This is a genomic window from Curtobacterium sp. C2H10, from assembly GCF_025407985.1.
In the GTDB taxonomy this organism is placed as follows: domain Bacteria; phylum Actinomycetota; class Actinomycetes; order Actinomycetales; family Microbacteriaceae; genus Curtobacterium.
The window spans coordinates 1-25,505 of the sequence record NZ_JABXGF010000007.1 but is presented as its reverse complement, the minus strand read 5'-3'; the positions used below and the strand labels follow the sequence as shown (position 1 = coordinate 25,505).

General features: G+C 72.3%; 23 protein-coding genes. 8 read left to right on the top strand and 15 right to left on the bottom strand.

Going from position 1 to position 25,505, the window contains the following annotated elements; all coding sequences use genetic code 11:
• Nucleotides 1-4 precede the first annotated feature (4 nt).
• Nucleotides 5-841, bottom strand: coding sequence for a DUF429 domain-containing protein (locus HWD93_RS05335; RefSeq protein ID WP_261646258.1), 837 nt, complete (start codon nt 839-841; stop codon nt 5-7).
• A gap of 201 nt (nt 842-1,042) precedes the next feature.
• Between HWD93_RS05335 and ligD the strand changes: the two genes are divergently transcribed.
• Nucleotides 1,043-2,062, top strand: a complete 1,020-nt coding sequence (gene ligD, locus HWD93_RS05330; protein WP_261646257.1) for a non-homologous end-joining DNA ligase — start codon at nt 1,043-1,045, stop codon at nt 2,060-2,062.
• A 5-nt stretch (nt 2,063-2,067) separates the two neighbouring features.
• Here the strand turns inward: ligD and HWD93_RS05325 are convergent, their stop codons facing one another.
• Nucleotides 2,068-2,211 (bottom strand): hypothetical protein, encoded by a 144-nt coding sequence (locus HWD93_RS05325; protein WP_175473622.1) that lies wholly within the window; start codon nt 2,209-2,211, stop codon nt 2,068-2,070.
• A gap of 82 nt (nt 2,212-2,293) precedes the next feature.
• Nucleotides 2,294-3,343 carry an ATP-dependent DNA ligase gene (locus HWD93_RS05320; protein ID WP_261646256.1) on the bottom strand — a complete coding sequence of 350 codons (1,050 nt, stop codon included), beginning with the start codon at nt 3,341-3,343 and terminating at the stop codon, nt 2,294-2,296.
• A 120-nt stretch (nt 3,344-3,463) separates the two neighbouring features.
• Here HWD93_RS05320 and HWD93_RS05315 point away from each other — a divergent pair, with 120 nt between their 5' ends.
• Nucleotides 3,464-4,507: an MBL fold metallo-hydrolase gene (locus tag HWD93_RS05315; protein ID WP_261646255.1), complete on the top strand. Its 1,044-nt coding sequence runs from the start codon at nt 3,464-3,466 to the stop codon at nt 4,505-4,507.
• Between the two features lie 144 nt (nt 4,508-4,651).
• On the opposite strand, the gene HWD93_RS05310 is transcribed toward HWD93_RS05315, so the two are convergent.
• The 5 genes from HWD93_RS05310 to HWD93_RS05290 all read right to left on the bottom strand — a co-directional run bounded on the left by HWD93_RS05310 (nt 4,652) and on the right by HWD93_RS05290 (nt 11,230).
• Entirely contained in the window at nt 4,652-5,284 is a 633-nt protein-coding gene (locus HWD93_RS05310; RefSeq protein WP_261646254.1) for an FMN-dependent NADH-azoreductase, read from the bottom strand.
• Nucleotides 5,285-5,416: 132 nt separating this feature from the next.
• The gene (locus tag HWD93_RS05305) at nt 5,417-7,048 is read right to left on the bottom strand and encodes a putative Ig domain-containing protein (RefSeq protein ID WP_261646253.1); all 1,632 of its coding nucleotides are present in this window, start codon (nt 7,046-7,048) and stop codon (nt 5,417-5,419) included.
• 200 nt (nt 7,049-7,248) lie between these two features.
• On the bottom strand, nt 7,249-8,082 hold the full coding sequence (locus HWD93_RS05300; protein WP_261646252.1) for a hypothetical protein: 834 nt from the start codon (nt 8,080-8,082) through the stop codon (nt 7,249-7,251).
• A 167-nt stretch (nt 8,083-8,249) separates the two neighbouring features.
• Complete coding sequence (locus HWD93_RS05295) at nt 8,250-10,148, bottom strand: hypothetical protein (RefSeq protein ID WP_261646251.1); 1,899 nt, start codon at nt 10,146-10,148, stop codon at nt 8,250-8,252.
• Between the two features lie 179 nt (nt 10,149-10,327).
• Complete coding sequence (locus HWD93_RS05290; RefSeq protein WP_261646250.1) at nt 10,328-11,230, bottom strand: LysR family transcriptional regulator; 903 nt, start codon at nt 11,228-11,230, stop codon at nt 10,328-10,330.
• 81 nt (nt 11,231-11,311) lie between these two features.
• On the opposite strand from HWD93_RS05290, the gene HWD93_RS05285 reads away from it, so the two are divergent.
• Nucleotides 11,312-14,773, top strand: a complete 3,462-nt coding sequence (locus HWD93_RS05285; RefSeq protein ID WP_261646249.1) for a bifunctional proline dehydrogenase/L-glutamate gamma-semialdehyde dehydrogenase — start codon at nt 11,312-11,314, stop codon at nt 14,771-14,773.
• 228 nt (nt 14,774-15,001) lie between these two features.
• Nucleotides 15,002-15,442, top strand: a complete 441-nt coding sequence (locus tag HWD93_RS05280; RefSeq protein WP_261646248.1) for a VOC family protein — start codon at nt 15,002-15,004, stop codon at nt 15,440-15,442.
• Nucleotides 15,443-15,541: 99 nt separating this feature from the next.
• Here the strand turns inward: HWD93_RS05280 and HWD93_RS05275 are convergent, their stop codons facing one another.
• Together HWD93_RS05275 and HWD93_RS05270 are read right to left on the bottom strand one after the other, a co-directional pair.
• Nucleotides 15,542-15,985, bottom strand: coding sequence for a thioesterase family protein (locus HWD93_RS05275; protein ID WP_071301837.1), 444 nt, complete (start codon nt 15,983-15,985; stop codon nt 15,542-15,544).
• Nucleotides 15,982-16,557, bottom strand: coding sequence for a QsdR family transcriptional regulator (locus HWD93_RS05270; RefSeq protein WP_261646247.1), 576 nt, complete (start codon nt 16,555-16,557; stop codon nt 15,982-15,984). Before HWD93_RS05270 ends, HWD93_RS05275 begins: the two co-directional genes overlap by 4 nt.
• Before the next feature lie 46 nt (nt 16,558-16,603).
• On the opposite strand from HWD93_RS05270, the gene HWD93_RS05265 reads away from it, so the two are divergent.
• Entirely contained in the window at nt 16,604-17,797 is a 1,194-nt protein-coding gene (locus HWD93_RS05265) for an acyl-CoA dehydrogenase family protein (RefSeq protein ID WP_261646246.1), read from the top strand.
• Between the two features lie 225 nt (nt 17,798-18,022).
• Here the strand turns inward: HWD93_RS05265 and HWD93_RS05260 are convergent, their stop codons facing one another.
• From HWD93_RS05260 to HWD93_RS05250, 3 genes are all read right to left on the bottom strand, one after another.
• Nucleotides 18,023-20,134, bottom strand: coding sequence for an alpha/beta fold hydrolase (locus HWD93_RS05260; RefSeq protein ID WP_261646245.1), 2,112 nt, complete (start codon nt 20,132-20,134; stop codon nt 18,023-18,025).
• A gap of 60 nt (nt 20,135-20,194) precedes the next feature.
• Nucleotides 20,195-21,067, bottom strand: coding sequence for a patatin-like phospholipase family protein (locus HWD93_RS05255; protein ID WP_071301841.1), 873 nt, complete (start codon nt 21,065-21,067; stop codon nt 20,195-20,197).
• 152 nt (nt 21,068-21,219) lie between these two features.
• Nucleotides 21,220-21,969: a trypsin-like serine protease gene (locus tag HWD93_RS05250; RefSeq protein WP_071301842.1), complete on the bottom strand. Its 750-nt coding sequence runs from the start codon at nt 21,967-21,969 to the stop codon at nt 21,220-21,222.
• 113 nt (nt 21,970-22,082) lie between these two features.
• Here HWD93_RS05250 and HWD93_RS05245 point away from each other — a divergent pair, with 113 nt between their 5' ends.
• Nucleotides 22,083-22,910 (top strand): GAF domain-containing protein, encoded by an 828-nt coding sequence (locus HWD93_RS05245; RefSeq protein ID WP_071301843.1) that lies wholly within the window; start codon nt 22,083-22,085, stop codon nt 22,908-22,910.
• 41 nt (nt 22,911-22,951) lie between these two features.
• Nucleotides 22,952-23,137 carry a hypothetical protein gene (locus HWD93_RS05240; RefSeq protein WP_022907754.1) on the top strand — a complete coding sequence of 62 codons (186 nt, stop codon included), beginning with the start codon at nt 22,952-22,954 and terminating at the stop codon, nt 23,135-23,137.
• A gap of 66 nt (nt 23,138-23,203) precedes the next feature.
• Here HWD93_RS05240 and HWD93_RS05235 read toward each other — a convergent pair whose 3' ends face one another.
• A complete protein-coding gene (locus HWD93_RS05235) occupies nt 23,204-24,232 on the bottom strand; it encodes an NADPH:quinone reductase (RefSeq protein ID WP_261646244.1) in 1,029 nt (342 codons plus the stop codon).
• Nucleotides 24,233-24,276: 44 nt separating this feature from the next.
• A complete protein-coding gene (locus tag HWD93_RS05230; RefSeq protein WP_070418612.1) occupies nt 24,277-24,645 on the bottom strand; it encodes a helix-turn-helix domain-containing protein in 369 nt (122 codons plus the stop codon).
• A 93-nt stretch (nt 24,646-24,738) separates the two neighbouring features.
• On the opposite strand from HWD93_RS05230, the gene HWD93_RS05225 reads away from it, so the two are divergent.
• A complete protein-coding gene (locus HWD93_RS05225; protein WP_261646243.1) occupies nt 24,739-25,386 on the top strand; it encodes an NAD(P)-dependent oxidoreductase in 648 nt (215 codons plus the stop codon).
• Nucleotides 25,387-25,505 lie beyond the last annotated feature (119 nt).

Below are 25,505 nucleotides of genomic sequence, written 5' to 3'. Positions count from 1 at the left end.
AAGCCTATCCGCGCGTCGGCCGCTGCGACGGGCGCGCGGGCGCCACCACGACGGGCTGGCGGCCCGCCTCGTCCACGGCGTCGGACGGGAGGCACGGATCGCCTCCCAGGATCTGCACGCGGTCGTCGCCGTGCCGCTCCCAGAACGCGGCCGTCCAGGCGCAGAGGGCCCCGTCGAGCAGGTCCTCCCGGTGCTTGTGCGTCGGCCCGTGGATCCCGGAGGGCTCGGCGAGCGCCCGGGTGAGCGGATGCGTGTCGAGCCGGAGCGGAGGGTCCAGCGGCGTCTCGCGCAGCCGACGCACGAGCTCGTCGAACGCCTCCGCCCGTCGTGCCCGGGCCGTCGCCGGCGGGACGTGCAGGTCGAGACGCTTGTACCGCGGCCGCTCGACGTCGTAGCCGAGCTCCTCGACCCCGACGAGGGTCGTGTACGGGTAGCACTCGAACACCGCCGGACCGGTGCGCTCCCGCATCGCCGCGGTCGACGACACGTACCCGACGCCCAGGGCCGTCAGCCGCTCGAGTAGTCGGGCCCCGGCGCTCGCCGCCGACGCGAGGTTCGTCGGGTTCGCCGCGACCTTCCACCGGCCGTAGCGCTGTCCCACCTGCCGTTCGGCCTCGCGGATGCCGGTCGGGTTCGTCACGACGAGCGAGGCGTCCACGGCGATGAGGGAGCGCTCGCCCAGGTGTCCGGCGATCCAGTCGGTGACGGCGTCGACGCCCCGGGCCCAGCCGGCGTCGGTGACCGCTCCGTCGGTGTCCATCGCGACGAGTCCGGTCTCGTTCGGTGCGCGGGTCGCGGTGCCGAGTCCCCATGCCAGGTCCACCCCGAGGTACGCGTTCACCCTTCCATCGTGCACCCCGGGTGGGCGGGACATGCCGCGCGCGGTTCGCCGAACGGGCGGAACCGGCCGGTCCGGAGCGCCGAGCGTGACGTACTTCGCCCGCTCGACTCCGACCGCCCCGGACCCCGACCCCGACCGCCCCCGACCCCGACCGATCGGGGCTGCGGCCGGGCCCGGGCCCGCCCGTGTACGGTCCGCTGCATGGCGAGCGAAGCAACGACGCTGACGGTCCCGGGGCCGGACGGCGACCGGGAGGTCCGGATCAGCAGCCCCTCCCGCGTGCTCTGGCCCGAGCCCGGCATCACGAAGCTCGACCTGGCGGAGTACCTCGTCGCCGTCGGTGACGCGTTCGTCCGGGCGAACGGCGACCGCCCGATCTCGCTGCAGCGGTTCCCGGGCGGCGTCGACGGCGAGCAGTTCTTCTCGAAGAACCCGCCGAAGGGCGCGCCCGAGTACGTCCGCGCGGTCACCGTCACCTACCCGAGCGGCCGACAGCACCCGCAGCTCGTGGTGGACGAGCCGGCCGTCGCGGTGTGGGCCGCGCAGATGAACACCGTCGTGTTCCACCCGTGGGCCTCGCGCGCCGGGGACCCCGACCACCCGGACCAGCTCCGCATCGACCTCGACCCGCAGCCCGGTACCGACTTCAACGACACCGTCCCCGTGGCGCACGAGCTCCGGAAGGTGCTCGACGAGGTCGGACTGACGGCGTGGATCAAGACGAGCGGGAACCGCGGGCTGCACGTCTTCGCGCCGATCCTGCCCGAGTACGAGTTCCTCGACGTCCGGCACGCGGTCATCGCCGCCGCACGCGAACTCGAGCGACGGATGCCGGACCGGGTGACGACGGCGTGGTGGAAGGAGGAGCGCGGGGAGCGCGTCTTCGTCGACTTCAACCAGGCGAACCGCGACCGGACGATGGCCGGTGCCTACAGTCCCCGTGCCCTCGCGCACGCGGCCGTGTCGACACCGATCGCGTGGGACGAACTCGACGACGCCGATCCGACGGCGTTCACGATCCGGTCGGTGCCGGAGCGGCTGCGGACCACGGGCGACCCGTGGCAGGCGATGCACGACGAGCCCGCGAGCATCACGCCGCTGCTGACGTGGTGGGAGCGCGACCTGGAGAACGGCGAGGGCGAACTGCCCTTCCCGCCGGACTTCCCGAAGATGCCGGGGGAGCCGCCGCGCGTGCAGCCGTCACGCGCGAAGAAGGCCTGAACGGGTCAGACCGCGGCGCAGTCCTCAGCCCGGCCCTCGGGCTCGGCGACGCGCGTGGTGTGTGTCGGGAGCGAGACGCTCGCCGTGTGCAGACGCGTCAACCGGGACCACGTCCCGCGGTGGGCGTCGCTGATGCCGTCGATGATCATGTCCCGCTCCCGTCTGCTCGATGCGGATGCATCCGCATGGAAGAAGTTACCTAGTTAGCCTAACTACATCAATCGTCGAGCGTCAATCGGACAGCAGCACGTCGTCGAGGTCGTACGCCGCCGGGACCTCGAGCTGGTCGAAGCCGCACGAGGCGGCCTCGCGGTCGGGACGCCACCGCTCGAACTGGACCGTGTGCCGGAAGCGGTCGCCCTCCATCTGGTCGTACCGCACCTCCAGGACCAGCGACGGCGCCAGCCGGACGAACGACGTGTCGCGACCCGACGAGAACCGCGAGCGTTCCCCGTCACCGGTGACGGGCCTCCCGTCCGCATCCCGGAGGACCACCCGGTCGAGCTCGTCCACCAACTCGACCCGTCGCTTGTCCGAGAAGGCGGACACGCCGCCCACCTGCCGGAGCTCGCCGTCGTCGCCGTACAAGCCGACGAGCAGCGAGCCGACGCCGGTCCCGCTCTTGTGCACGCGGTACCCGATCGCGACGACGTCGGCCGTGCGGTGGTGCTTGACCTTGAGCATGGTGCGCTTGTTCGGCTCGTACGGCTGCGCCCGGGGCTTCGCGACGACACCGTCGAGCCCGGCACCCTCGAACGTGGTCAGCCACTCGCGGGCGAGGTCGACGTCGAGCGTGGTGCGCGTGACGAACAGCGGGTCGGACATGTCTTGCGACAGCGCGTCCAGGCGCGACCGACGCTCGTCGAACGGCAGGTCCAGGAGCTCCGTGCCGTCCACCGCGAGCAGGTCGAACGCCACGAACTGCGCGGGGGTCTCGGCGCTGAGCTTCGCGATCCGCGAGGCCGCGGGGTGGATCCGCTGCGACAGCGCCTCCCAGTCGAGCCGTTCCGCGCCGGCGTCCCCGGAGCGCAGGATCACCTCGCCGTCGAGGACCACGGGGTGCTCGCGGCCGCCGAACTGTGCGCGGAAGGCCTCGACGAGCTCGGGGAAGTACCGGGTGAGGGGCTTCGCACCGCGGCTGCCGATCTCCACGTCGTCGCCGTCGATGGTCACGATGCCGCGGAACCCGTCCCACTTCGGCTCGTACCGGAGTCCGCCGCGCACGCTGTCGGGTTCGGGGACGGTGGGGACGGCCTTGGCGAGCATCGGTGCGATCTCCATGCGTCCTGTCTACTCGGGCGGCCGCGTCCGTCCGGCAGGTGTCGCTCCGTCGTCGGGTGGCCGTGGCCCTGGAGGCGCGGCTCGGCCCCGTCGCGACCCGCACCTCTGTAGGGTGGTCGCGTGACGACCGTGCCCCCGCCGGCAGCGCCGGCACCGGAACCGATCAGCCCCGTGCAGGCCGCTGCGCTCCGCGACGGCGTCCTGCCGCCCGTGGAGGAGGTCCGCCCGGGCATCTGGACCCTCGCCGTGCCGTTCCGCTTCGGGGTGCCCGACGCGACGCTCGTGTACGTCGTCGAGGGCTCCGACGGCTCGCTCGCGCTGATCGACCCCGGGTGGACCGCCGACGACGGTCTCGACGTGCTCCGCGACGGCCTCACGGCGATCGGGCGGTCGCTCGACGACGTCGGGCTGGTCGTCGTGACACACCTGCACGCGGACCACCTCGGTGCCGCAGCGGCGATCCGACGGGCCACCGGGGCCCGGGTCGCCATGCACCGGCTCGAGGTCGAGGCGCTGCACCGGGAGCGGGCGGACGCCGCGGCGAACGACGCCGACATCGCGACGTGGGGATTGCCGGAGCACCTGCGCGCCGGCGTGGTCGAGGCCTGGGGGAGCGGACGACGGATCGGGCTCGGTCGGACGGCGGAGCCCTTCGCGGACCTGCTGCTCGAGGACGGCGACGTGCTGCCGGTCGCCGGTCGGACGATCCGGACGCTGTGGACCCCCGGGCACACCGCCGGGCACTGCTGCTTCGTCGACGCGGAGGACGGCCTGCTGTTCACCGGCGACCACGTCCTGCCCCGCATCAACTCCGGGATCGGCCTCGGGGGCCGAACCGCCACGAACCCGCTCGGCGACTACCTGGCCTCGCTCGGACGGCTCGACGGCTACGCGGACCTCGAGGTCTGCCCCGGCCACGAGTACCGCTTCCGCGACGTCGTCGGCCGTGCCCGCACCCTGGCGCGGCACCGCGAGGAACGGTCGCGGCACGTCGCCGACGCGCTCGACGCCCTGTCCTCGCCGACGCTCTACGAGGTGGCGTCCCGGGTACCCTTCAGCGGGGGCATCGAGTCGATGACGGGGTTCCTGCTCGCCAGCGCGCTGACGCAGACGGCGTTCCACGCGGCGCTGCTCGGTCGCGCGGACGAGGTCCGCCCCGCCTGACCCCGCCGACCGCGGCGGCCTCGGCGCGGTGGTTCGCGCCGCCGTCGCACAACGCAAGTGCATCCGCGCCGTGGATCGCCGCGGCGCGGATGGACTTCGGTTGTGCGGACCGACGCGGACCGCCGCGGGCCGCCGCGGACCGCGTCAGCCGAGCGTCGCGGCGAGGCGCTCCAGCGTCGTCCTCGCGTCGGCGAACTCGGCGGCAGCGTGGTCGGCGAGCGGCGCGAGGTCGGGCAGCCGGTCCGCCAGGGTCGCACTCACGGTGATCGGGTACGGCTTCATGCCGAGCGCGGTCCCGAGGATGAGGTGCAGGACCGGGGAGCCGTGGTCCCAGCCCTCCGTCGGCGTCCCGGCGTCGTACGTGGCACCCCGGCTGACGACGGTGACGACCGGACGCCCGGCGAGCGGCTGCACGGCACCGGCGAGGACACCCGGCACGTGGATGCGGTCGATCCACGCCTTGAGCGTCGACGGCACGGTGTAGTTGTAGAGCGGCGCACCGACCACGACGACGTCGGCGCCGAGGAGTTCGTCGATCACCTCCTGCCGGAGCGCGTCGGCCTCGGGGGCCACGACCTCGTCGTCCGTGCGGTCGGCGGCGGCCCAGTGCAGCGCCGAGGTCTCGAGGTGGGGGAGCTGGTCGACGTGCAGGTCGCGGCGGACGACCGTGTACTCCGGGCCGCGTGCGCGCCAGGCGTCCGCGAAGGCCGCGGTGAGGGCGCGGGAGCGGGAGTGCGCGAGGTCGGCCGAGGAGTCGATGTGCAGGAGCGTGGGCATGGTCCCCACGCTACCGACCGACACCCGCCGCATGACGGGAACGGCCCCGCCGCGCCGGTGAGGGGCGAGGCGGGGCCGAGGTGGGCCTCCCGTCAGTCACGCGGGCACGCGACTGGCGGGAGGCGTCTGGCGTCAGCGCTGGGCGTGACGGCGGCGCAGCGTGCGCACACCGATCAGACCGGCGCCGGCGAGGACGAGCCCGAGGGCCCAGGGGAGGGCACCCGTCGCGTCGGAACCGGTGTAGGCGAGCTGGCCCTTCGCGGTGGTGGGCGTGACGACGGCCACCGTCGGGGTGGTCGGACGCACGTCGACCGCGAACGAGAGCGGCTGCAGTGCGCCGCTCGCGACCGTGAGGGTGTGGATCGACGCGTGCGGGAACGTGACGCCGAAGACGCCCTGCCCCTCGGCACCGTTCTCCTCGTACGGCGCGACCACGTCGGTGGCGACGTCCGAGGTCACCGTCGGGACGAACGTGGGGTTGCCCTCGTCGTCGAAGTCCGACGCGTCGTTGCCGAAGCGGTCGACGGGCGAGCCGGACACGATGAGCGTGCCGCCCTGCGCCACGGTGGGACGGCCGGTCGGCGTGAGGGTGAGCTCCTCGGGGAAGCCGTCCTCGTCGGTCGACAGGTCGACGGTGTAGATCGAGCCGTCGGGCTGGATGAGCCAGATGCGCTTGTCCCGCGCGGTGATCGACTTCTCGTCGGTCGTGAACGCGGTGATGCCGAACGCGGCGGCGTGGTCGACGGTCAGCTCGACGTACTGCGTGGTCGAGACGTCACCGCTCGTGGCCGTGACGGCGAAGTCGTAGAACGACGCGAGGGTGGCGGTGCCGCTCAGCTCGCCCGTGGTCGGGTCGAACGTGATGCCCTCGGGGAGCTGGTCGTCGACGGTGAAGTCGTCGTCCTCCTCGAAGCCGTACCCGATGGCGATGGAGTCGGCCTGGGACTTCGACTCGACGATCGAGTCGGCGGAGTCCTCCTCGTCGCCGTAGTACCAGTCGAGTTCGTACGTCGGCGCCGGGTACCCCTGGGCGCGGAACGTGTACGAGAACGGGTCACCGGCGGTGGCCTCGAGGGGCAGCACGTCGACGTCCGCCTCGGTGCCCTCGGTGATGGGCTTGCCGTCCGCGTCGACGAACACCGGGTCCTGCGTGATGACCGCAGAGGGGTCCGAGGTCACGGTCTCCTTGCCGCCGCCCGGCAGGTCGCCGGTCACGGTCACGACGAGCTGCTTGCCCGCCTCGGTCTGGTCGACCGTGAAGGTCTTGGACTTGGCGATCGTCGTCGGCGTCGGGCCGGCGTCGGCTTCGGTCCAGACGTACTTGAACGAGCCGTCCTCGTCGAATCCGGTCGTGTCCGCCGTGAGCTGCGAGCCCACCTTGGTGTCGCCGGAGACGGTGACGGCGGGGTCGGCGGCCAGCGGCGTGACCGGTGCGTCCGTCGACGCGGCCGACGGCGTCTGGTTCCGTGCGGGAGCGGACGGTGCCGTGGTGCTCGTCGGCGTGCTCGTCGGCGCGTCCGTCGCGGTGTCGGTCGGCGCGTCCGTCGGTGCCGGGTCGGTCGGCGCGTCCGTCGGCGTGGTGTCCGTCGGCGCGTCGGTCGGCGTCGGGTCGGCCGGCGCGGTCTGCGTCGGGACCGACGTGTCGGCGCCCTCGGCGTGTGCTGCCGTCGCGGTCGCGATGCCGAGACCGGTCGTCAGCGCGATGAGCGCGGCGGTGGTCCCGAGCGCGCAGGCGCGTCGGACGGTGGAAGTGCTGCGGCGCACGTGTTCCCCCAGGTGTTCAGGTCCGGTCGGGTGCCGGATCGTAAGAATCTGCCGAGAATCCTCGGCCTGATCGGATCGTAGGGGTACGCGCGCGTGATCGGGAGCACCGAGCACGAAATGTGACCTGGGTTGGGGGTGCGTGCGGGAAACCGCGGGTGGCGTGCTGCTCAGCGCGCCACCCGCGGCTCCCCGTGGTCGGCTCAGTGCGCGGCGTGCGCCACCGAGACCGTGAACGACGTGTGCGCGTGCTCCTGGGTCACGGTGAGGCGGTGCGACCACGCACCGCTGATCGTGATCGTGTCCTGGGCGCCGGTCCGGGTGACGTGGTCCGACGTGACGTTGCTCGTGACCGTGGACACGTCGCCGCCCTCGTCGGGAGCCTTGATGACGTTGCCCTCGGCGTCGACCGCGACCCCGGTGACGATGAGCTGCTCGAGCCGGACCGCCGGGACGGTCTTGACGACCGTCGCCTTGCTCGTGGGGGTCAGCCGCTGCCGGATGACACCGTTCGGCGCGATGTACCAGATCGGCGCGGTCGTGTTCGGCTGCGAGACGTACGTCCGCACGCCGACTGCCGCCCCCGGGCGCACGGTGAGCTGCACGTACGCGTGGGCCTCGACGCCGTTGCGGAGGGCGACGACCTGGAAGTCCCAGATACCGCTCTCGACCCCCGTGCCGGACAGGACGCCGGTGTTCGTGTCCACCGAGAAGTGGTCGGACGCGCGCGGCGAGTCCGGCGTCAGCCCGGCTGGCTCGTCCATCGCGTAGGCGACCGACCCCGCCTTCGCGTTGGTGGTGAAGGTGTACGCGAACGCCTTCCCCGCGGTCGCGGTCAGCGCGATCGGGTGGGCGGCGGACGAGCTCTGCGTGAAGGCGAGCGGCGCGGGCGTCGCCGCGGCGTGCTGGCTCGTGACCGCAGTACTGGCGGATGCGGCGTCGACGCCGAGGACGGCGGTCGAACCGGCTGCGGCGACGGCGACCGCGACGGCGGTGACGAGGGCCGCGCGACGGCGCGACGAAGTGGTGGTGTTCATGAGATCCCCTGGTCGTTCTGTGCAGGGCGGCGATCCGCTCCTGTCAGCGACGACGGTACGACCGCAGGCGTCCCCGGGGCATTCCGGTTCACTCAGGCGTGCTATCGATGACGGGAGGCGCGGTGCCAGCTGGCACCGCGCCTCCCGGTCCGCCGGACGGTCGCGGCTCAGGCGCGACGGCGACGCAGCCGGTGGACCAGCAGTCCGCCGCCGGCGGCGAGCAGTCCGAGCGCCCAGGCGAGGGGACCCGAGGTCTCCGCGCCGGTGTAGGCGAGACGGCCGGAGCCCGTGTTCGTGGTGGCTCCCGCCGTCGCCGCGGTCGGGGTGACGTCGAACCGGATGTCCTGCGTGCGGTCCTGGTACGCGACGGTCACGACGTGCGGCGAGGCGTGCTCGAACGTGACCCAGGTCGCGGCGGTGCTCGGGTCGTAGGCGATCCGGTCACTGGCGACGTCGCTCGTGATGGTCAGGTCGTCGTGGTCGGCGACCGCGTTCCCGTAGGCGTCCACCGGCACCGCGAGCACGAGCATGCGCTGCCCCTGCCGTGCGGGGACCGCGTCGACGACCTCCGAACCGCCGTCCGGGGTGATGTGCGTGATCGTGTCGCCGTCGACCGCCCAGGTCTCCGACTCCGGGTCCCGGTCGGACGGCAGGACCGCGACGACGAGCTTCGCGAAGGCCGCGGGCGACACGGTGACCTCGACGTTCGCGACGGCCTCCTGCCCGCCGCTCGTCGCGACGACCTGGAAGCGGAACGACGTCGCCGCCGTGCCGGTCCCGGTGAGCACGCCCGTGGTCGGGTCGATGGCGAGGTCGAGCCCGTTTCGGGCGTAGGAGTCGTCGAAGGGTTCGCCCTGGACCCCGCGGAGCTCGTAGCGGAGGTCCGACGGGTCGGTCGCTCCCGACACGTCGAACGTCCGCGTGAACTGCTCGCCCGCGGTCGGGGCGATGGCGATCGGGGTGTCGGCGGACGACGGGTCGACGAACGCGAACGGCTCGTCGGCGACCACGACCGTGAAGGACGTGGACACGCCGCCCTCGGAGACGGTCACCGTGCGGGTGCCCGCCTCGGTGAAGGTCACGAGGTTCGCACCCGCCGGGTCCCACACCGCACGGTCGGACGCCACGGTGCTCGTGACGGTCGACCGGGGGTAGTCGTCGTCCTGGTCGCTCCCGGTCACGCGGTTGCCGTAGGCGTCGACCGCGAGACCAGCCAGCGAGAGTGTCGTCCCGGTCGCGACGGGGACGTCGGAGACGATGCGGACTCGTCCCTTGCCGACCGCTTCCTCCCAGATCGTGCCGTCCGGCTCGACCTGCCACAGGCCGGAGGACCCCTGCGCGGCGACCGAGAAGGTGACACCGACCGGGGCGCCGGGCTTCACCGTGAGCTCGACGTACTCGACGGCGGTCTCGGAGCCGCTCGTGGCGATGACCTGGAACGTGTAGGTCCGCAGGGCGTACCGAGGCGAGCCGGACAACGTGCCGGTGGTCCCGTCGAACGAGAAGTCGCTGTTGAAGTCGCCCTGGCCGATGACCGGGCTGCCGTTCGCGCCGCGCACCTTGTACGTCACGGTGCCCGACCCGCCCGTCGCAGTGAACGTCCGGGACACGGTGTCGCCCACCGTCGCGGTGAGGACCAGCGGGGCGTCGGCGCTCGTGCCCTCGGGGAAGGCGAGGACCGCGGCGGCGGACTGGTCCGGAGCCTCGTCGGCCGGCGCGGTCGCCGCGGGAGCGGTCGTGGGAGCGGACGGCTCCGGTGCCGCTGTCGGGTCCGTGGTCGCGTCGGGCGTCGGGGCCGGCTCGGGCGACTCGGCGGGGTCGTCGGTGACCACGGGGGGAGTCGTCCCCGTCTCGTCGGCGGTGGCCGACGTCGGGTCGCTCGTCGCGCCTCCCGAGCCGTCGGACGTGCCGGTCGTGACGGTGGTGGCGGGCGTGAGCGGTGTCGGAGCCTCGTCGGCCATCGCGCTCGTCGCGCCGATGCCGAACGCCGAGGAGGCGGTGACGATGGCGACGGCTGCGCCGATGGCGGCGCCGCGTCGGACACTGGCGGTGCAGGACTGCTTCATGGGATCCCCCTGGATGCTGTGCGGGGCACCGGGAGGTGCCCTCATCCTGGAGGTGTCGCGGCGCCGACGATCCTGACGACCCGGTACGTCTCGGTCCGGTAACGACGACGGAGCGACCGGTCGGCCGCGCTCGGGTCGGCCGCGCTCGAGTCGGTCGCGCTCAGGTCGGTCGCCGACGGTCAGTCGCCGACGGTCGCGGCAGCGCGCTCGAGGGCCGAGCGGAGGGCGCGGACCGCCGGCGACGAGGACCCGGCCGCTCGGACCACCGTGAAGATCGTCCGCCGCGGGTGCTCCGGCAGCTCCACCAACCGGCACGTCATGGTCCGGCCCGTCCACATGAGGTCCGGCATGAGGCTCGCGGCGTTGCCGGACTCGACGAGCCGGATCTGCGTCTGCAGGTCGGCGGTCTCGTACCGCACGTCGGGCTCGAAGCCCCAGCGACGGCAGACCTGCTCGGCGAAGTGCCGCGACGCGGTCCCGCGAGGCTCCATCACCCACGGCAGCGCCGCGGCGTCCTCGATCGACGACACCGGCGCGAGGGCCGTGTCGACCGGGGGCAGCGCCAGCCGGACGGCGTCGGTCGTGAGGTCCTCGCGTTGCAGTCCGGGGAGCCGCGGTGCCGCGTGCGCGGGGTACTGCTCGGCGATGACCATGTCGAAGTCCCGGATCCACGTCTCGTGCAGTGCGGTCTCCGGCTCGCGCTGCACCATCTCGATGCGGACGTCCGGGTGCTCCGTCGCCATCGCGTGCAGGGCGTTCGGCATCAGGGCGAGCGCCGCGGACTGGAACACCGCCACCCGGATCCGACCCTGCACGGTCGGCATGGTCTCCTCGACCTCGGACTGCGCCCGCTCGAGGACGTCGAGCACGTGCCCTGCAGCCTGGACGAGCACCTCGGCCTGCGGGGTGAGCTGGAGCCGCCGTCCGGCCTTGCGGAGCAGGGGCACGCCGGCCTCGCGTTCCAGGGCGGAGAGCTGCTGCGAGACGGCCGACGGCGTGAAGTTCACGGCCTCGGCCACGGCGGCGATCGTGCCACGGATCGAGAGCTCCCGGAGGAGGACCAGGCGGCGGACGTCGAGCATGCCGACACTTTAGTGTCGCTGATGGGTATCCGTCACGAAACGTTGCTTCCGCTTCAGCATGGCGGGCTCCACACTGATGCCATGACGACCCTGCACGAGCACCCCGCCACCGACCACGACGCCCTCGCGGACCAGTCCGTCGCGCTCGTGCGACAGTGGCTCGCCGAAGCCGAGACCTACCCGGTCGACGGCTCGGCGAAGCAGCTCGCCGGAGTGCTCGCCGACCCCGCCGGCCTCGACTTCGCCGTCGGGTTCGTCGACGGCGTCGTCCGCCCCGAGGACCTCGGTGTCGCCGCACGCAAGCTCCGTGCCATCGCGCCCGGCGCGCCCGGCTTCCTGCCCGCCGCGCTCCGCGGGCTCGTCCGACTCGGCGGCGGGATGGCACCGGCACTGCCCGGCGTCGTCGTCCCGATCGCCCGCCGCGTGCTCCGCGACATGGTCGGTCACCTCATCGTCGACGCGACCGACGCCAAGCTCGGGCCGGCCATCGCGAAGATCAAGCGCGACGGCGTCCGGCTCAACGTCAACCTCCTCGGCGAGGCCGTCCTCGGCGAGGGCGAAGCAGCCCGCCGACTCGAGGGCACGCACAAGCTCCTCGCCCGCGACGACGTCGACTACGTGTCGATCAAGGTCTCCTCCACCGTGCACCCGCACTCCCCGTGGGCGTTCGACCACGCGGTCGAGGACATCATCGAGAAGCTCCGGCCGCTGTTCCGCCGGGCCGCGTCGGCGTCCCCCGCGAAGTTCATCAACCTCGACATGGAGGAGTACAAGGACCTCGACCTCACCATCGCGGTCTTCACGAAGCTCCTCGACGAGCCGGAGTTCCTCGGCCTCGAAGCCGGCATCGTGCTCCAGGCGTACCTGCCCGACGCGCTCGCCGCGATGGAGCACCTGCAGGAGTGGTCCGCCGCCCGCCGTGCCCGCGGTGGCGCCGGCATCAAGGTCCGCCTCGTCAAGGGCGCCAACCTGCCGATGGAGCAGGTCGAGGCGTCGGTGCACGGCTGGCCGCTCGCCACCTGGCACACCAAGCAGGACTCCGACACCAACTACAAGCGCGTGCTCGACTGGGCGCTGACGCCGTCGCGCATCGAGAACGTCCGCGTCGGGGTCGCCGGCCACAACCTCTTCGACGTCGCGCACGCCTGGCTGCTCGCCGGGGAGCGCGGCGTCCGGGACGGCATCGAGTTCGAGATGCTGCTCGGCATGGCGCAGGGGCAGGCTTCTGCGGTCAAGAACACCGTCGGATCGCTCCTGCTCTACACGCCCGTCGTGCACCCGCAGGAGTTCGACGTCGCGATCGCGTACCTGATCCGCCGCCTCGAGGAAGGCGCGTCGCAGGAGAACTTCATGTCCGCGGTCTTCTCCCTGGTGTCCTCGCCCGCGCTGTTCGCCCGCGAGGAGGAGCGCTTCCGCACGTCGCTCGCCCCCCTCGCACTGCCCGGTGGGCTCGATGCCCCCGCATCGCACCGCGTCGCGGACCGCTACGCCGCCGTCGATCGCCCCGGCCCGGGGCACTTCGAGAACACGCCGGACAGCGACCCGTCGGTCGCCGCGGTGCGGTCGTGGGGTGCCGCGATCACGGACCGGGTCGCGTCGTCGACGCTCGGCGTCCGTGCCGTCCAGGAGGCGCGGGTCGACTCCGCCACGGCGCTCGACTCCGCGCTCGGTCGCGTCCGGGACGCCGGTGCCGTCTGGGGGACCTGGTCCGGTGCCGCGCGTGGCGCGGTGCTCCACGCCGTCGGCGACGCGCTCGAGGCGAACCGCGCAGCCCTCGTCGAGGTGATGGCGTCCGAGACCGGCAAGACCATCGACCAGGCCGACCCCGAGGTGTCCGAGGCGATCGACTTCGCGCACTTCTACGGTTCGCTCGCGGCCGAGCTCGACGAGGTCGACGGTGCGTCCTTCACCCCGGCCGCCCTCACGCTCGTCGCGCCGCCGTGGAACTTCCCGGTCGCGATCCCCGCCGGGTCCACCCTCGCCGCGCTCGCCGCCGGGTCCGCCGTCGTGCTGAAGCCCGCGCCGCCCGCCGAGCGCTCCGGTGCCGTCCTCGCGTCGATCATCGAGACCGCGCTCGACGCCATGGGCGCACCGGCCGACGTGCTCGCGTTCCTGCAGGTGTCCGAGAACGACCTCGGGCAGCAGCTCGTCGCGTCGCCGCTCGTCGACCGGGTGATCCTCACCGGGGCGTACGAGACCGCTTCGCTGTTCCGGTCCTTCCGGCCCGACCTGCCGCTGCTCGCCGAGACCTCGGGCAAGAACGCGATCATCGTCACCCCGTCCGCCGACCTCGACCTGGCCGTGAAGGACGTCGTCGCATCGGCCTTCGGGCACGCGGGGCAGAAGTGCTCGGCCGCGTCCCTCGTCGTGCTCGTCGGCTCCGTCGCCACCTCGCGACGTTTCCGCTCGCAGCTCATCGACGCGGTGTCGTCGCTGACCGTCGGCTACCCGACCGACCCCACGACGCAGATGGGCCCGGTCATCGAGCCCGCTGCCGGCAAGCTCCTGGACGGCCTGACGACGCTCGGCGCGGGGGAGTCGTGGGCGGTGCAGCCCGCGAAGCTCGACGACTCCGGCACGCTCTGGAGCCCCGGCGTCCGTGACGGTGTCCGCCGCGGGTCGGCGTTCCACCGCACGGAGTACTTCGGGCCGATCCTCGGCATCATGACCGCGCGCACGCTGGACGAGGCGATCGACATCGTGAACGAGGTCGACTACGGCCTGACCTCGGGCCTGCACTCCCTCGACCGCGCCGAGATCGGCACCTGGCTCGGGCGCATCGAGGCGGGCAACCTCTACGTCAACCGTGGCATCACGGGCGCGATCGTCCGCCGCCAGCCGTTCGGCGGGTGGAAGAAGTCGGCCGTCGGTGCCGGGACGAAGGCCGGTGGGCTGAACTACCTGCTCGGGCTCGGGTCCTGGGCGCCTGCTCCGGCCGGGTCCGGTTCGTCTCCGTCGTCCGCGGTCGCCGCGTTCGTCCGTGCCGCGGGGGTGGCGTCGACGTCGCTCGACCGGGCCGTGGCGTCCGACGAGCAGGCGTGGGCGTCGCTGTTCGGCACGGCGACCGACGTGTCCGCGCTGACGGCGGAACGGAACATCGCGCGCTACCTGCCGTACCCGGCGGTGCGGGTGCGCCTGGCTGCCTCTGCCTCCGATGACGGGGTCGCCGATCTGGTCCGCGTCGTCGCGGCGTCCGTCCGCGCCGGTACGACGATCGACGTCTCGACCGTGTCGACCCTGCCGTCCGGTGTCGCATCGGCCGTCCGGGCACTGCCGAACGTCCGGTCGCTGACGCAGTCGCACTCCGACGCGGCGTTCGCGTCGGCGGTGGCGAGTGGTCCGTCCGGTCGCGTGCGGCTCATCGGTGGCGACACGTCGGCGCTGTACACGGCGATCGGTGGTCGGCCGGACGTGGCCGTGTACGGGGAGCCGGTGACCGAGGCCGGGCGTCTCGAGATCCTGCCGTTCGTGCGGGAGCAGGCCGTGTCGATCACGGCGCACCGCTTCGGCACCCCGAACCACCTGACGGACGACCTGATCTAGGGCGGCTGCCGCGTGCCGCCGGCCGCACTCGGTGGTCGTGCGGGCGATCTCGCTTCGAACCACGGAACCGACATCGAACCAGGGCACTGGCCTGGTTCGATGTCGGATTCGTGGTTCGACGCGGCGCGCTGTCCGGTGGCCGCACGGTCGGGGCGTCCGGTCAGGTGGGGCGCGTTGTGTCGGGGTGGTGCCGGACCCTGCCGGCCCCTTGCCTGAGGAGCACTCCCCGTGACCGAACCGTTCGCCCGACCTACCGCACTCGCCCACGTCCGCGTGACCGTGACCGACATCCACCGCAGCAAGGCCTTCTACCAGCAGCTGCTCGGCACCGACCCGGCGATCGACTTCAGCGACCAGATCGACGAGCCGGGCATCCGCGAGGACCGGGAACGCTTCTACGGCGGCAGCGTCTTCCGTCTCGGTGACCAGGTGTTCGGGCTCCGTCCAGTCGCGCCGGCGGGGCAGCGGTTCGACTCGGAGACGGTCGGCCTCGACCACGTGAGCTTCGTCGTCGGGTCGGTGGACGAACTCCACGAGGCGGCTGCGCGACTCGACGCGGCGGGGGTGGAGCACGGCGAGGTGACCGACCTCGGTGACGCGGGCATGGTCATCCTGTCGGTGCAGGACCCCGACGACATCAACCTCGAGCTGGCGGCGCTGAAGGGCTGACGCGAGCTATCCGGCCTTGGTTCGGGCAGTCGTGGCAGAACCAAACTGCAAGCGAACCGCGGTTCTGCCCGGTTCGAATGGTCATTGGTTCTGTGCGCGTCAGTCGGAGTGGACTGCCGCGGGCGTCGCCATCGTGGCGGTGACGAGCTCGCGCAGGTCGTCCGGGAGGGGGATCGGGCGACGGGCGCCCTCGCGGTCGATGATGACGTGCGCGAACTCCCCGGTCGCGAGCAGCGCGCCGTCGGACTGCCGGAACAGGCCGAACTCCCACGACAGGCTCGTGTTCCCGAGGTGCTTCGACCGCATCCCGACCTCGATGACGTCGGGCCACACCGCCGACTCGACGAACCGGCAGCTCGACGACACGAGCACCGCGATCCACTCGGACGCGAACGGGTCGAGGCCGGCTTCCTCGCGGAACCAGTAGGTGGCCGCGTTGTCCATCGCGCTGTAGTAGATCGTGTTGTTCACGTGCCCGAACATGTCGTTGTCGTTCCACCGGGTGGGGTAGAGCCGGACGAAGGGGTAGTCGGCGATGGTCATCGGGCTCCTGTCGTGGTCGGTCGGAGGACGTACTCGAACGTCGCTCGGGCGCGCTCGGGGTCCGGCGTCTCGCCGGAGATGAGGTCGGCGTACGTGAAGGACTCCGAGATCCGGACGAGCAGCCGTGCCAGCTCCTCGGCGGAGAGTGGCGTCGGGTCGAACGCACCGGCGACGCGTTGCTCCTCGACGAGGGCGGTGACCCGGCCGACGAAGCGGCTCTGCACGTCGCTCTCGGAGGTGGTCAGCAGCCGGAGCGCCCGTGCTGGTTCGCGGGTGAGGAACGACCGGAAGTAGGGCGCGTCGATCAGGTCCGCCGTGAACCGGTCGAGGACGTCGACGATGCGCGCCGCTCCGGCGGGAGCAGCCGCTGCGGCGGCGGCGTCGAACGTCGGCACGGCCAGTGACCAGAGGATCTCGGACAGCAACCGGTCACGGTTGCCCACCCACCGGAACAGCGATGTGCGGTCCACGCCGAGCGAGGTGGCGAGCGCGCCCATGTCGATGCGTGAGCCGGCGATGAAGGTGTGTCGCGCCTCCCGGAACGCGCGCAGCGCAGAATCCGATGTGTACACGCGCGCCTCCCTTGCAACGTTTCCCAGAATGATGCACGATCAGTGTATGTCACTGACGACGGCCATCCCCGCGCTCCTCGAGTCCGACTTCTACCGGTTCCAGGAGGGGTTGACCGACCAGGAGCGCGAGTCACTCGGACGGCTGCGCACGTACCTCGAGTCCGACGTGCGCCCGATCGCGGACGAGTACTGGGCGCGCGCCGAGTTCCCGATGCAGGTGATCAAGCCGCTGTCCGAGCTCGGCATGTACGGGCCGGGCATCCCGCTCGTCCGGCAGTTCGAGAACTCGGCTGTGTACCGCGGGTGGGCGGCGCTCGAGCTCGGGCGTGTGGATGCCAGCGTCGCGACGTTCATCGGGGTGCAGTCCGGCCTGGCGATGAACTCGATCGCGGTGGCGGGCAGTGACGAGCAGCAGCAGGAGTGGTTGCCGCGGATGGCCTCGGGCGAGCTCGTCGGGGCGTTCGGGCTGACCGAGCCGCTGTCCGGCAGCGACTCCGCTCGGGGGCTCCGCACGACGGCCCGGCGCGAGGGCGACACGTGGGTGCTCGACGGCGAGAAGCGCTGGATCGGCAACGCGACCTTCGCGGACGTCGTCGTGATCTGGGCGAAGGACGTCGCCGACGGTCAGGTGAAGGGCTTCCTCGTCACGACGGACACCCCGGGGTTCACGGCGACGAAGATCGAGGACAAGATCGCACTCCGCGGGGTGCAGAACGCCGACATCGTCATGACCGACGTCCGGGTGCCGGAGTCGCGCCGGCTGCAGCACGCCGACTCGTTCCGCGCGACCGCCGAAGTGCTCCGCCTGACCCGCACCGAGGTGGCGTGGCAGGCGATCGGCATCGCGGTCGGCGCCTACGAGGCCGCGCTCGACTACGCCCGCTCCCGCGTGCAGTTCGGCAAGCCGATCGCAGCGCACCAGATGGTGCAGGACCTGCTCGTGAAGTCCCTCGCGAACATCACCGCGTCGATCGCACTGTGCACGCAGGCGTCGGCGATGCAGGACGCCGGCACCGGGGCAGACGAGCACTCGGCGATGGCGAAGGCGTTCGCGACGGCGAAGATGCGCGAGACCGTGGGGTGGTGCCGCGAGGTGCAGGGCGGCAACGGGATCGTGCTCGAGAAGGGTGTCGCGCGGTTCTTCGCGGACGCCGAGGCGATCTACTCGTACGAGGGGACGCGCGAGGTGAACACGCTCATCGTGGGGCGGGCGATCACGGGGCAGGCTGCGTTCGTCTGAGGGCGGGCGGGGCTGGGCTGGGCTGGGTGTTCGCGACGTTCCGCGTGTCGATCGACGCGCGGAACGTCGCAGACCGTGCGGTCACGGGCGGGCCACGGGTGATGGGTGCGGTGATCGACATTCCACGCGTCGATCGACTCGTGCCGTGTCGCGGATCGCGTGTGACACGCCGCGCGCCGGTGCCGCGCGCGCCGGCGCCCCGCGCGCCCGCGCGGAGCCCGCCCGCTACCCGAGCAACTCCGGCCGCCGCCACTCGCCCCCGAGCACGTGCTGCTCGAGGAACGCGAACACCGTCTCGTACCAGACCACCGAGTGCTGCGGCTTGAGCACCCAGTGGTTCTCGTCCGGGAAGTACAGGAACCGGTGCGGCATCGTCCCGTCGTCCGCAGCGTGGTGCTCCGCCAACTCCGACCAGAGACGCAACCCCTCGCCGATCGGCACCCGGTAGTCCTTGTCGCCGTGGATCACGAGCATCGGTGACGTGATGTCCGCGACGAACCGGTGAGGGTCGTTCTCGTGCAGACCGGTCTCGTCGAAGATCGACTGCCAGTACTGCGACATGTCCGTCGTGCCGTTGAACTGGTCGAGTGCCCAGAGGCTGGCGTGCGTGACGATCGCCCGGAACCGGTCGGTGTGCCCGGCGACCCAGTTCGCCATGTAGCCGCCGAAGGACCCGCCCATCGCGGCCGTCCGGGTCTCGTCGACGTCGTCACGGGCGACGACCGCGTCGGTGATGGCCATGAGGTCGGTGAACGGAGCCTGCCCCCACGCGTTCCAGCCGCGGTTGATGAAGTCGAGTCCGTACCCGGTCGACAGTGCGGGGTCCGGCAGCAGCACGGCGTACCCGCGGGCCGCCGCGAGCTGCGGGTTCCACCGCCAGGACCACTGGTTCCACGAGTTGAGCGGACCACCGTGGATCCAGAGCAGCAGCGGGTACGGGGCGGTGCCGGCATCGTCGTTCGGCAGGAGGAGCCAGCCGCGGACGCGGGAGCCGTCGGCCGCGGTCGTCTCGACCTCTTCGAGGTGGCCGGGCACCTCGGGCAGCGGCGCCGGTGTCGCCAGGGTCGTCACGGTGCCGTCGGCCTCGATCCGGACGGGGTGCAGCGGCGCGGCCCAGGAGGCACGGAGCGCCACCACGGTCCCGCTCGCCGCCGCCACGCGCAGGCTCGAGTACGCCCAGTCGTCGTGGGTGAGCTGTTCGACGGCGCCGCCGTCGAGCGGGAGCCGGAACACCGGTGCGCGACCGTCGTGGTCCGCCGTCGCCAGGAGCGCACCGTCGTCGTGCGCGAACACGAGCTCGTTCGGCCAGCGGTCCCACTCGACCGCGATCCGCCTCGCGTCGGACAGCGCGGACCCGTCGAACCGGGCGACCCAGATCTCCTGCTCGGTCGCACCGCGGGGTGTGAACCGCTCGGTCCGGACCCACGCCAGCGTCCGGCCGTCGTGGCTGATCGTCGGCATCTCGTGGTCGACATCGGGGTCGTCGAGCAGCACGGTGCGCGTGCCCGTCGCGACGTCGAACGCGACGATCGTCGAACGGGACCCGCGGGCTTCCTGCACGCCGACCGTGGCGACGACGACCGAGCCGTCCGGCGTGAGGACCCCGTCAACGTGTTCGAGCGAGCGCCCCGGGGCGGGCGTCAGGTCGGTCAGTGTGGGGAGGTGCGCCGGGTAGGACGGCCCGGCCTCGTCATCGGAGGCATCGGCGGCGGTCGCAGACGGTGTGGCCGCCTTCTCCTGCAGCGTCCCGAGGTCGAGCGTCAGCACGTGCGTCTCGTCGGGGCCGAGGTCGTGGTCCCAGAACCGGACCGGGTACGTCTCGTGCAGGATCGCCTGCACCTTCCGGTCCTTCCGGCGTCCGCGCAGCTCGGCGTCGGCGGCGACCACGCCGGTCCGGTCCGTGCCGGCACCCGGCAGCAGCCCGGCCGTGACCGCGACCGTGTCCGTGTGCGATGCGGTGCCGAGGACGCCACCGACCCCGCCCGCGAGCTTCGTGACCGGTCGTGCCTCACCACCGGCGGCGGGGAGGACCCAGAGCTGTGCGGCGTCGCTGTCCTTGTCGCCGTCGCCGTCGGGGCGGCCGGAGACGAACAGCAGGTCACCGGTGCGCGTGAACGAGACGCCGCCTTCGCCCTTGGCCGAGCGCGTCAAGCGCACCGGAGCGGCCGCAGCGTCCGAGGTTCCGGGGACCGCCCAGACCGACCGCCGGTAGCCCGTGCCGTCGGCGTCGAGCACGCTGACGGTCAGCGCGACCCGGGAGCCGTCCGGACTCACCGCGATCCCGTCCACGCGGGGGAGGGCTGTGTACTGGTCGAGGTCCGAGAACGGCGTCGTCATGCACCCACGCTAGCGGCGCTCCCGGAACCCGACACGGTCACTCGGCGGTCTGTGGAGAACTCACGCCCAGAACGCGGCGATGCCCTCGGCCACGGCAGCGCCCTGCGTCCGTCCGGCATCGGCGGCGGGTGCCTGAGTCGACAGCGAGAGCGAGTTCGTGCCGAAGGCCTGCTGCGAGGTGCTGTCCGCGACGACGACCTCGACCGAGCTACCGGCCGCCCGGAGCCCCTCGACCGCGACGTCGAGCCACGGCCCGAGCGGCGACGGCCCCTCGGGACCGCACGCGATCACGAGGACGCGTTCGTACCCGGCGGCGACGTCCGCGTTCGTGGCGGAGCGCATGCCCCCGTCGACGTAGGGGCGGCCCTCGATCCCGACCGGTGACCAGACGAGCGGCACCGAGCAGCTCGCGGCGACGGCGCGGGGGAGCGGCACGGCGTCGGCCGCGGTGAGCACGCGGAAGGTGCCGTCGGTCGCGTCGATCGCGGTGAGGGCGAGCGGCTTCGCCGGCCACTCCGTCGACGGGAGGGTCTCGGCGAAGGTGGCCGTGCGCTCGTCGTCGGTCTGCCCGTCGGTGGTGCGCTGGGCGAGGAGGCCCAGTCGGGCACGGGCGTCCTGGTCGGACGACGCTCCGTCGAGCACGGCGCCGATGCGCTGCTGGAAGTCCTCGCCGTCGATCGGGACGGGCTCCTCGTAGGTCGTCGGGACGGCTGCGTGCTGCTGGTCGTACGCCTGCTGCACCGCGCCGTAGCGGACGAAGGTGCCGACGACGCTGCCGGCGCTGGACCCGACGACGAGGTCCGCGGCGTCGAGGTCCACCCCGGCGTCCTGCAGGGCGGACAGCACCCCGAGTTCCCAGGCGATGCCGGCGACGCCACCACCGCCGAGGACGAGTGCTCTGGTTCCGGGCGCAGGCGTGGAGACGTCGGTCATGCGTCTTGCTTACCAGGTGCAGACGACGCGCAGGGGCGCGCAACGCGACCTGTGGAGAGCGACCGAGCGCGGCACCGGTCGTGCGCACGGGAGGACGGGAGGCGCGGTGCGGGCCCGCACCGCGCCTCCCGACCCGTGGTGGGTGCGCTGGGTCAGACGCCCGCGGTCGAGCGGATCCAGCTGGCGGACTGGGTGAGGACGGCGTAGTTCGAACCGGCGTGGGTGTTCGCGCCGGGGTCGGCGACGTCGCCGGTCGAGCAGACGCCGACGACCTTGCCGTTCACGACGAGCGCGCCGCCGGAGTCGCCGTGGTTCGAGGCGCCGGTCACGCCGGTGACGTGCTGCGCGCGTCCGCCGTACGCGTCCGTCGAGCTCCCCGTGAGGTTGACGGTCGCCTGGTAGAGCCCGGTCGTCGGCACGCTGTTCGCACGGTTGCCGTAGCCGAGGATCGTGCCGGTGCCGGAGCTCTTCGTGGTGTACCCGAGGTCGAGCTGGGCGTACGAGGAGAGGGCCTTCGGCGTGCTGAGGTGCACGAGCGCGATGTCCCCGGACGGCGCGGAGTAGAGCCGGTCCGCCGCGGTCGCCGCGCCCCGGTTCGTCGTGCTGTTCGAGTGGTAGACGTTCATCGCCGTGGTGCCGTCGACGCAGTGCTCGGCGGTGAGCACCCACGAGGCGTTGAGCTGTTCGCCGGTGCACCCGTACGTGCCGGTGCCGCCCTGCTGGAAGACGAGCTGCACCTCCCACGGGGTGCTCGGTGCCTGCTCGCCGCCGATGACCTGCGGTGAGACGGTGGCGGCGCTCGCTGCGGTCGCGCCGAGGCCACCGCCGAGCAGGGTCATGGCCGCGGCTGCTGCGGCGGCTCCGGCGAGGGCGAGGCCTCTGAGGTTCGTTCGCTGCTTCATGGCCCGATCGTGCTCGCCCCCTGTTCGGGGGTCAAGTCCGCGTTGCAGGGGACAACAACGTCACCCTGTGGACAACTCCGTCAGCGTCGGTGGGGTGTCCTAGCGTCGTCGACATGACAGGGGACCAGGCCACGACGGGTCGTGGGCGACGCCGGGCCGGAGCGGTCGTCTGGCCGATCGTGGTCGCGACGGCGCCGACCGCTGCCTTCCAGCTGCCGAACCTCGTCGTGGCTCCGGGGGTGAAGGTCTCGCTCGTCGTGTTCGGGCTGGTCGTGCTGGCGGCCGCGGTGGTCGTGCAGGTCGTGCGCGCTCGACGGGCCGAGGCGTCGGTCACGGCTGCGGCGGCGGTGGCGCGGTCGACCGAGCTCGAGCAGGGGACGGCCGTCCGGTACGCGTTCGGGCAGCTCGCCACGCGGCTCGCCCGGTTCGCCGAGCTGCGCCGCCGGGACCGCCGGCAGGAGTTGCCGGCGTTCGCGGACCGGGTCGCCGTGGCCCTCGCGTTCTACCTGCTCCCCGGTGTGCCCGACGTCCGTGCGAACGTCTACCAGCTGTCGGAGGACCTGCGGGGCCTCGAACCCATCGGGCACGGGGGTGCGGAGGACACCGCCGGCGTGTTCCGGGCGGGGACCCCGTACGGCGACCGCAACCTCGACTGGGTGCTGGTCGGCGGCGGCCCGCGGGTGGTCGGCGACCGTGCCACCGACGTCGACGCCGACGAGGACCTGCCGGGGTTCGAACCGCGCTACCGCTCGTACGTCTCGGTCGTGATCCGGTCGGAGGAGTACTCGTTCGGCATGCTCACCGTGGACTCGCCGGCGCCGGACGCGTTCACCGACCTCGACGCCAAGTACGTCGCGCTGATGGCCTCGTTCATGGCCATCGCGTTCTCGCTCGCGACCCCGTTCCCGGACCGCGACCGCAACCGCAGGAAAGGCCCGTGATGCGCACACGATTTGTCGGACGCTCGACGTACCATCCCCACATGACCATCGTGACCCCCGAACCGAAGCCCTTCGGTCGGTCCCGGGTGTACACCCCGAACTGGACCGACGACACGACCGACGCCGACTACGAAGACCTCGAGGTCATCGCCGCCAACATCGAGCGGGAGCGGGTCGCTGCCCGCCGCCGTTTCGAGGCACGCCTCGCCGCTGCGCTCGCCCGCTGAACCAGCCCCGCGGCGCCGACGACCGGAGCGCTGCGTCCACCCGACCCGGGCGGACGCAGCGCTTCGTCACTCCGCGCTGACGTCGATCAGCACCTTGCCGACGGTGTCCTGCTCGACGGCGTCGTGCGCTGCCGCGGTGTCCTCCAGGGCGAACCGCACGAGCGGTAGGCCCGCGTCCTCGCCGACGGGGAGCACACCGTCGCGCAGTGCCGCGGTGACGTCCTCGGCCGCTGCCGCGAGGGCCTCGTCGCCGATCGTGTACAGCAGCAGGAACTGGTAGCGGGCGTTGACGCTCATGTTCGGGCGGATCGGCAGGGTGGCTTCGTCGCCCCCGTTGTTCGCGTAGATCGACACGACGCCGTGGTTCGCCAGGACCTCGGCGACGAGCCCGGCGTTCTGCGGGATCGAGACCTCGACGACGATGTCGACACCGTCGGGGGCGATCTCGCGGATCCGCGCGGCGGCGTCCTCGTCGCGGTAGTTCACCGTGTGGTGCGCCCCGGCGGCGGTGGCGAGCGCGGCCTTCGCGTCCGAGCTGATGGTGGTGACCACGGTCGCACCGGCCCAGCGTGCGAGCTGGATCGCCGCGTGTCCGACGGCTCCCGCACCGCCGGCGACGAGCACCGTCTTGCCGTCGAGGGCTCCCGGAGCGAGCCGGTCCGGACCGTGCTCGTGCGTCGTGAGGGCACGGTGCGCGGTCATCGCCGGGACCCCGAGCGAGGCGCCGACGTCGAAGCTCGTGCCCTCCGGCAGCGGGACGGCACGGGCGGCGGGCACGACGGTGTACTCCTGGGCGGTGCCGGTCGGGCGACTCGCAGCCGCCATGTACAGCCAGACGTGGTCACCGACGGACAGTCCGTCGACACCCTCGCCGACCGCGTCCACGACTCCGGCGCCGTCCTGGTTCGGCGTGATCTCGGGGAACGGCAGGCCGTCGCCGTAGGTGCCGCCGGCGCGGGCCTTCCAGTCGGTCGGGTTGACACCAGAGACGACGACACGGACACGCACCTCGCCGGGACCGGGATCCGGGAGCGGACGCTCCTCGAGGGTCAGGACGGACGAGTCACCGGGCTTCGAGTAGACGACTGATCGCATGTCCCCAGGCAACCACGGCGGTCGCGCGGGGATTCCGGGGGCGCTCAGCGAGGGCGGGTGTCGTACTGCTCGCGGGAGACCGCGACGTCGTCCATGTGCGAGGTCGCCCAGTCCTCGAGCGGCTTCAGCACCTCGCGCAGGGACCGGCCGCGATCGGTCAGCTCGTACTCGACGTGCGGCGGGATCTCGGGGAAGACCGTGCGGGTGACGAGTCCGTCGCGCTCGAGCGCTCGGAGCGTCTGCGTGAGCATCTTCTGCGAGACGCCCTGCACGCGGGTGGCGATCGCCGAGTAGCGTGCCGGACCGTCGGCGAGGGTGCCGATCGTCAGGACGCTCCACCGGTCGCCGATGCGGTCGAGCAGCTGTCGCGAGGGACACTCGGCGGCGTAGGGGCTGTACTCGAGTGCTGACACGACGACCTCCGTTACGCACCGTGAGGTGCCTACTTACTCAAAGAGAGTAACGCTTGTACGGTGAGTGTCAACGTTCCACGAAAGGACTGCTCCATGACCAGCATCGTCGTCTTCGGTGGCACCGGCTACGCCGGCTCCGCCATCACCCGCGAGGCCCTCTCCCGCGGCATCGCCGTCACCGCCGTCGCCCGCGACACCTCGAAGCTCGAGCCGGCCGAGGGGCTCACCCTCGCGCAGGGTGACGCCTTCGACACCGACTTCGTCGCCGAGGTCACGAAGGGTGCGGACGTCATCGTCGTCGCGCTCCACGCGGTGCAGGCGGACGGCAGCGAGCTGAAGGACGCGTTCCAGCCGTTCGTCGACGCAGCCGCTGCTGCCGGTGCGCGCCTCGGCATCGTCGGCGGAGCCGGTTCGCTGCTCGTCGCCGAGGGTGGCCCGGCGCTGTACGACACGGCCGAGTTCCCCGACGCGTTCAAGGGCGAGGCGAAGAGCCACGGTCAGGTCCTCGAGACTCTCCGCGCGTCGGACACCGACGTCGACTGGTTCTACGTGAGCCCGGCGGCTGCCTTCGGCGGCTACAACCCCGGCGAGCGTCGTGGCACCTACCGCACCACCGACGACGTCCTGCTCACCGACGCCGACGGCAACTCGGACATCTCCGGCGAGGACTTCGCGATCGCCTTCGTCGACGAGATCGCTTCGCCGGCGCACCACCAGGCGCGCTTCGGGGTCGCCTACTAGGCGGTTCGGTTCGCCTCCGCACAACGGAAGTCACCCGGAACTGCGCCATCGCGCGGTTCCGGGTGACTTTGCTTGTGCGGCGCGGCGCGGCGCGGCGCGGCGCGCGCGGCGCGCGGCGG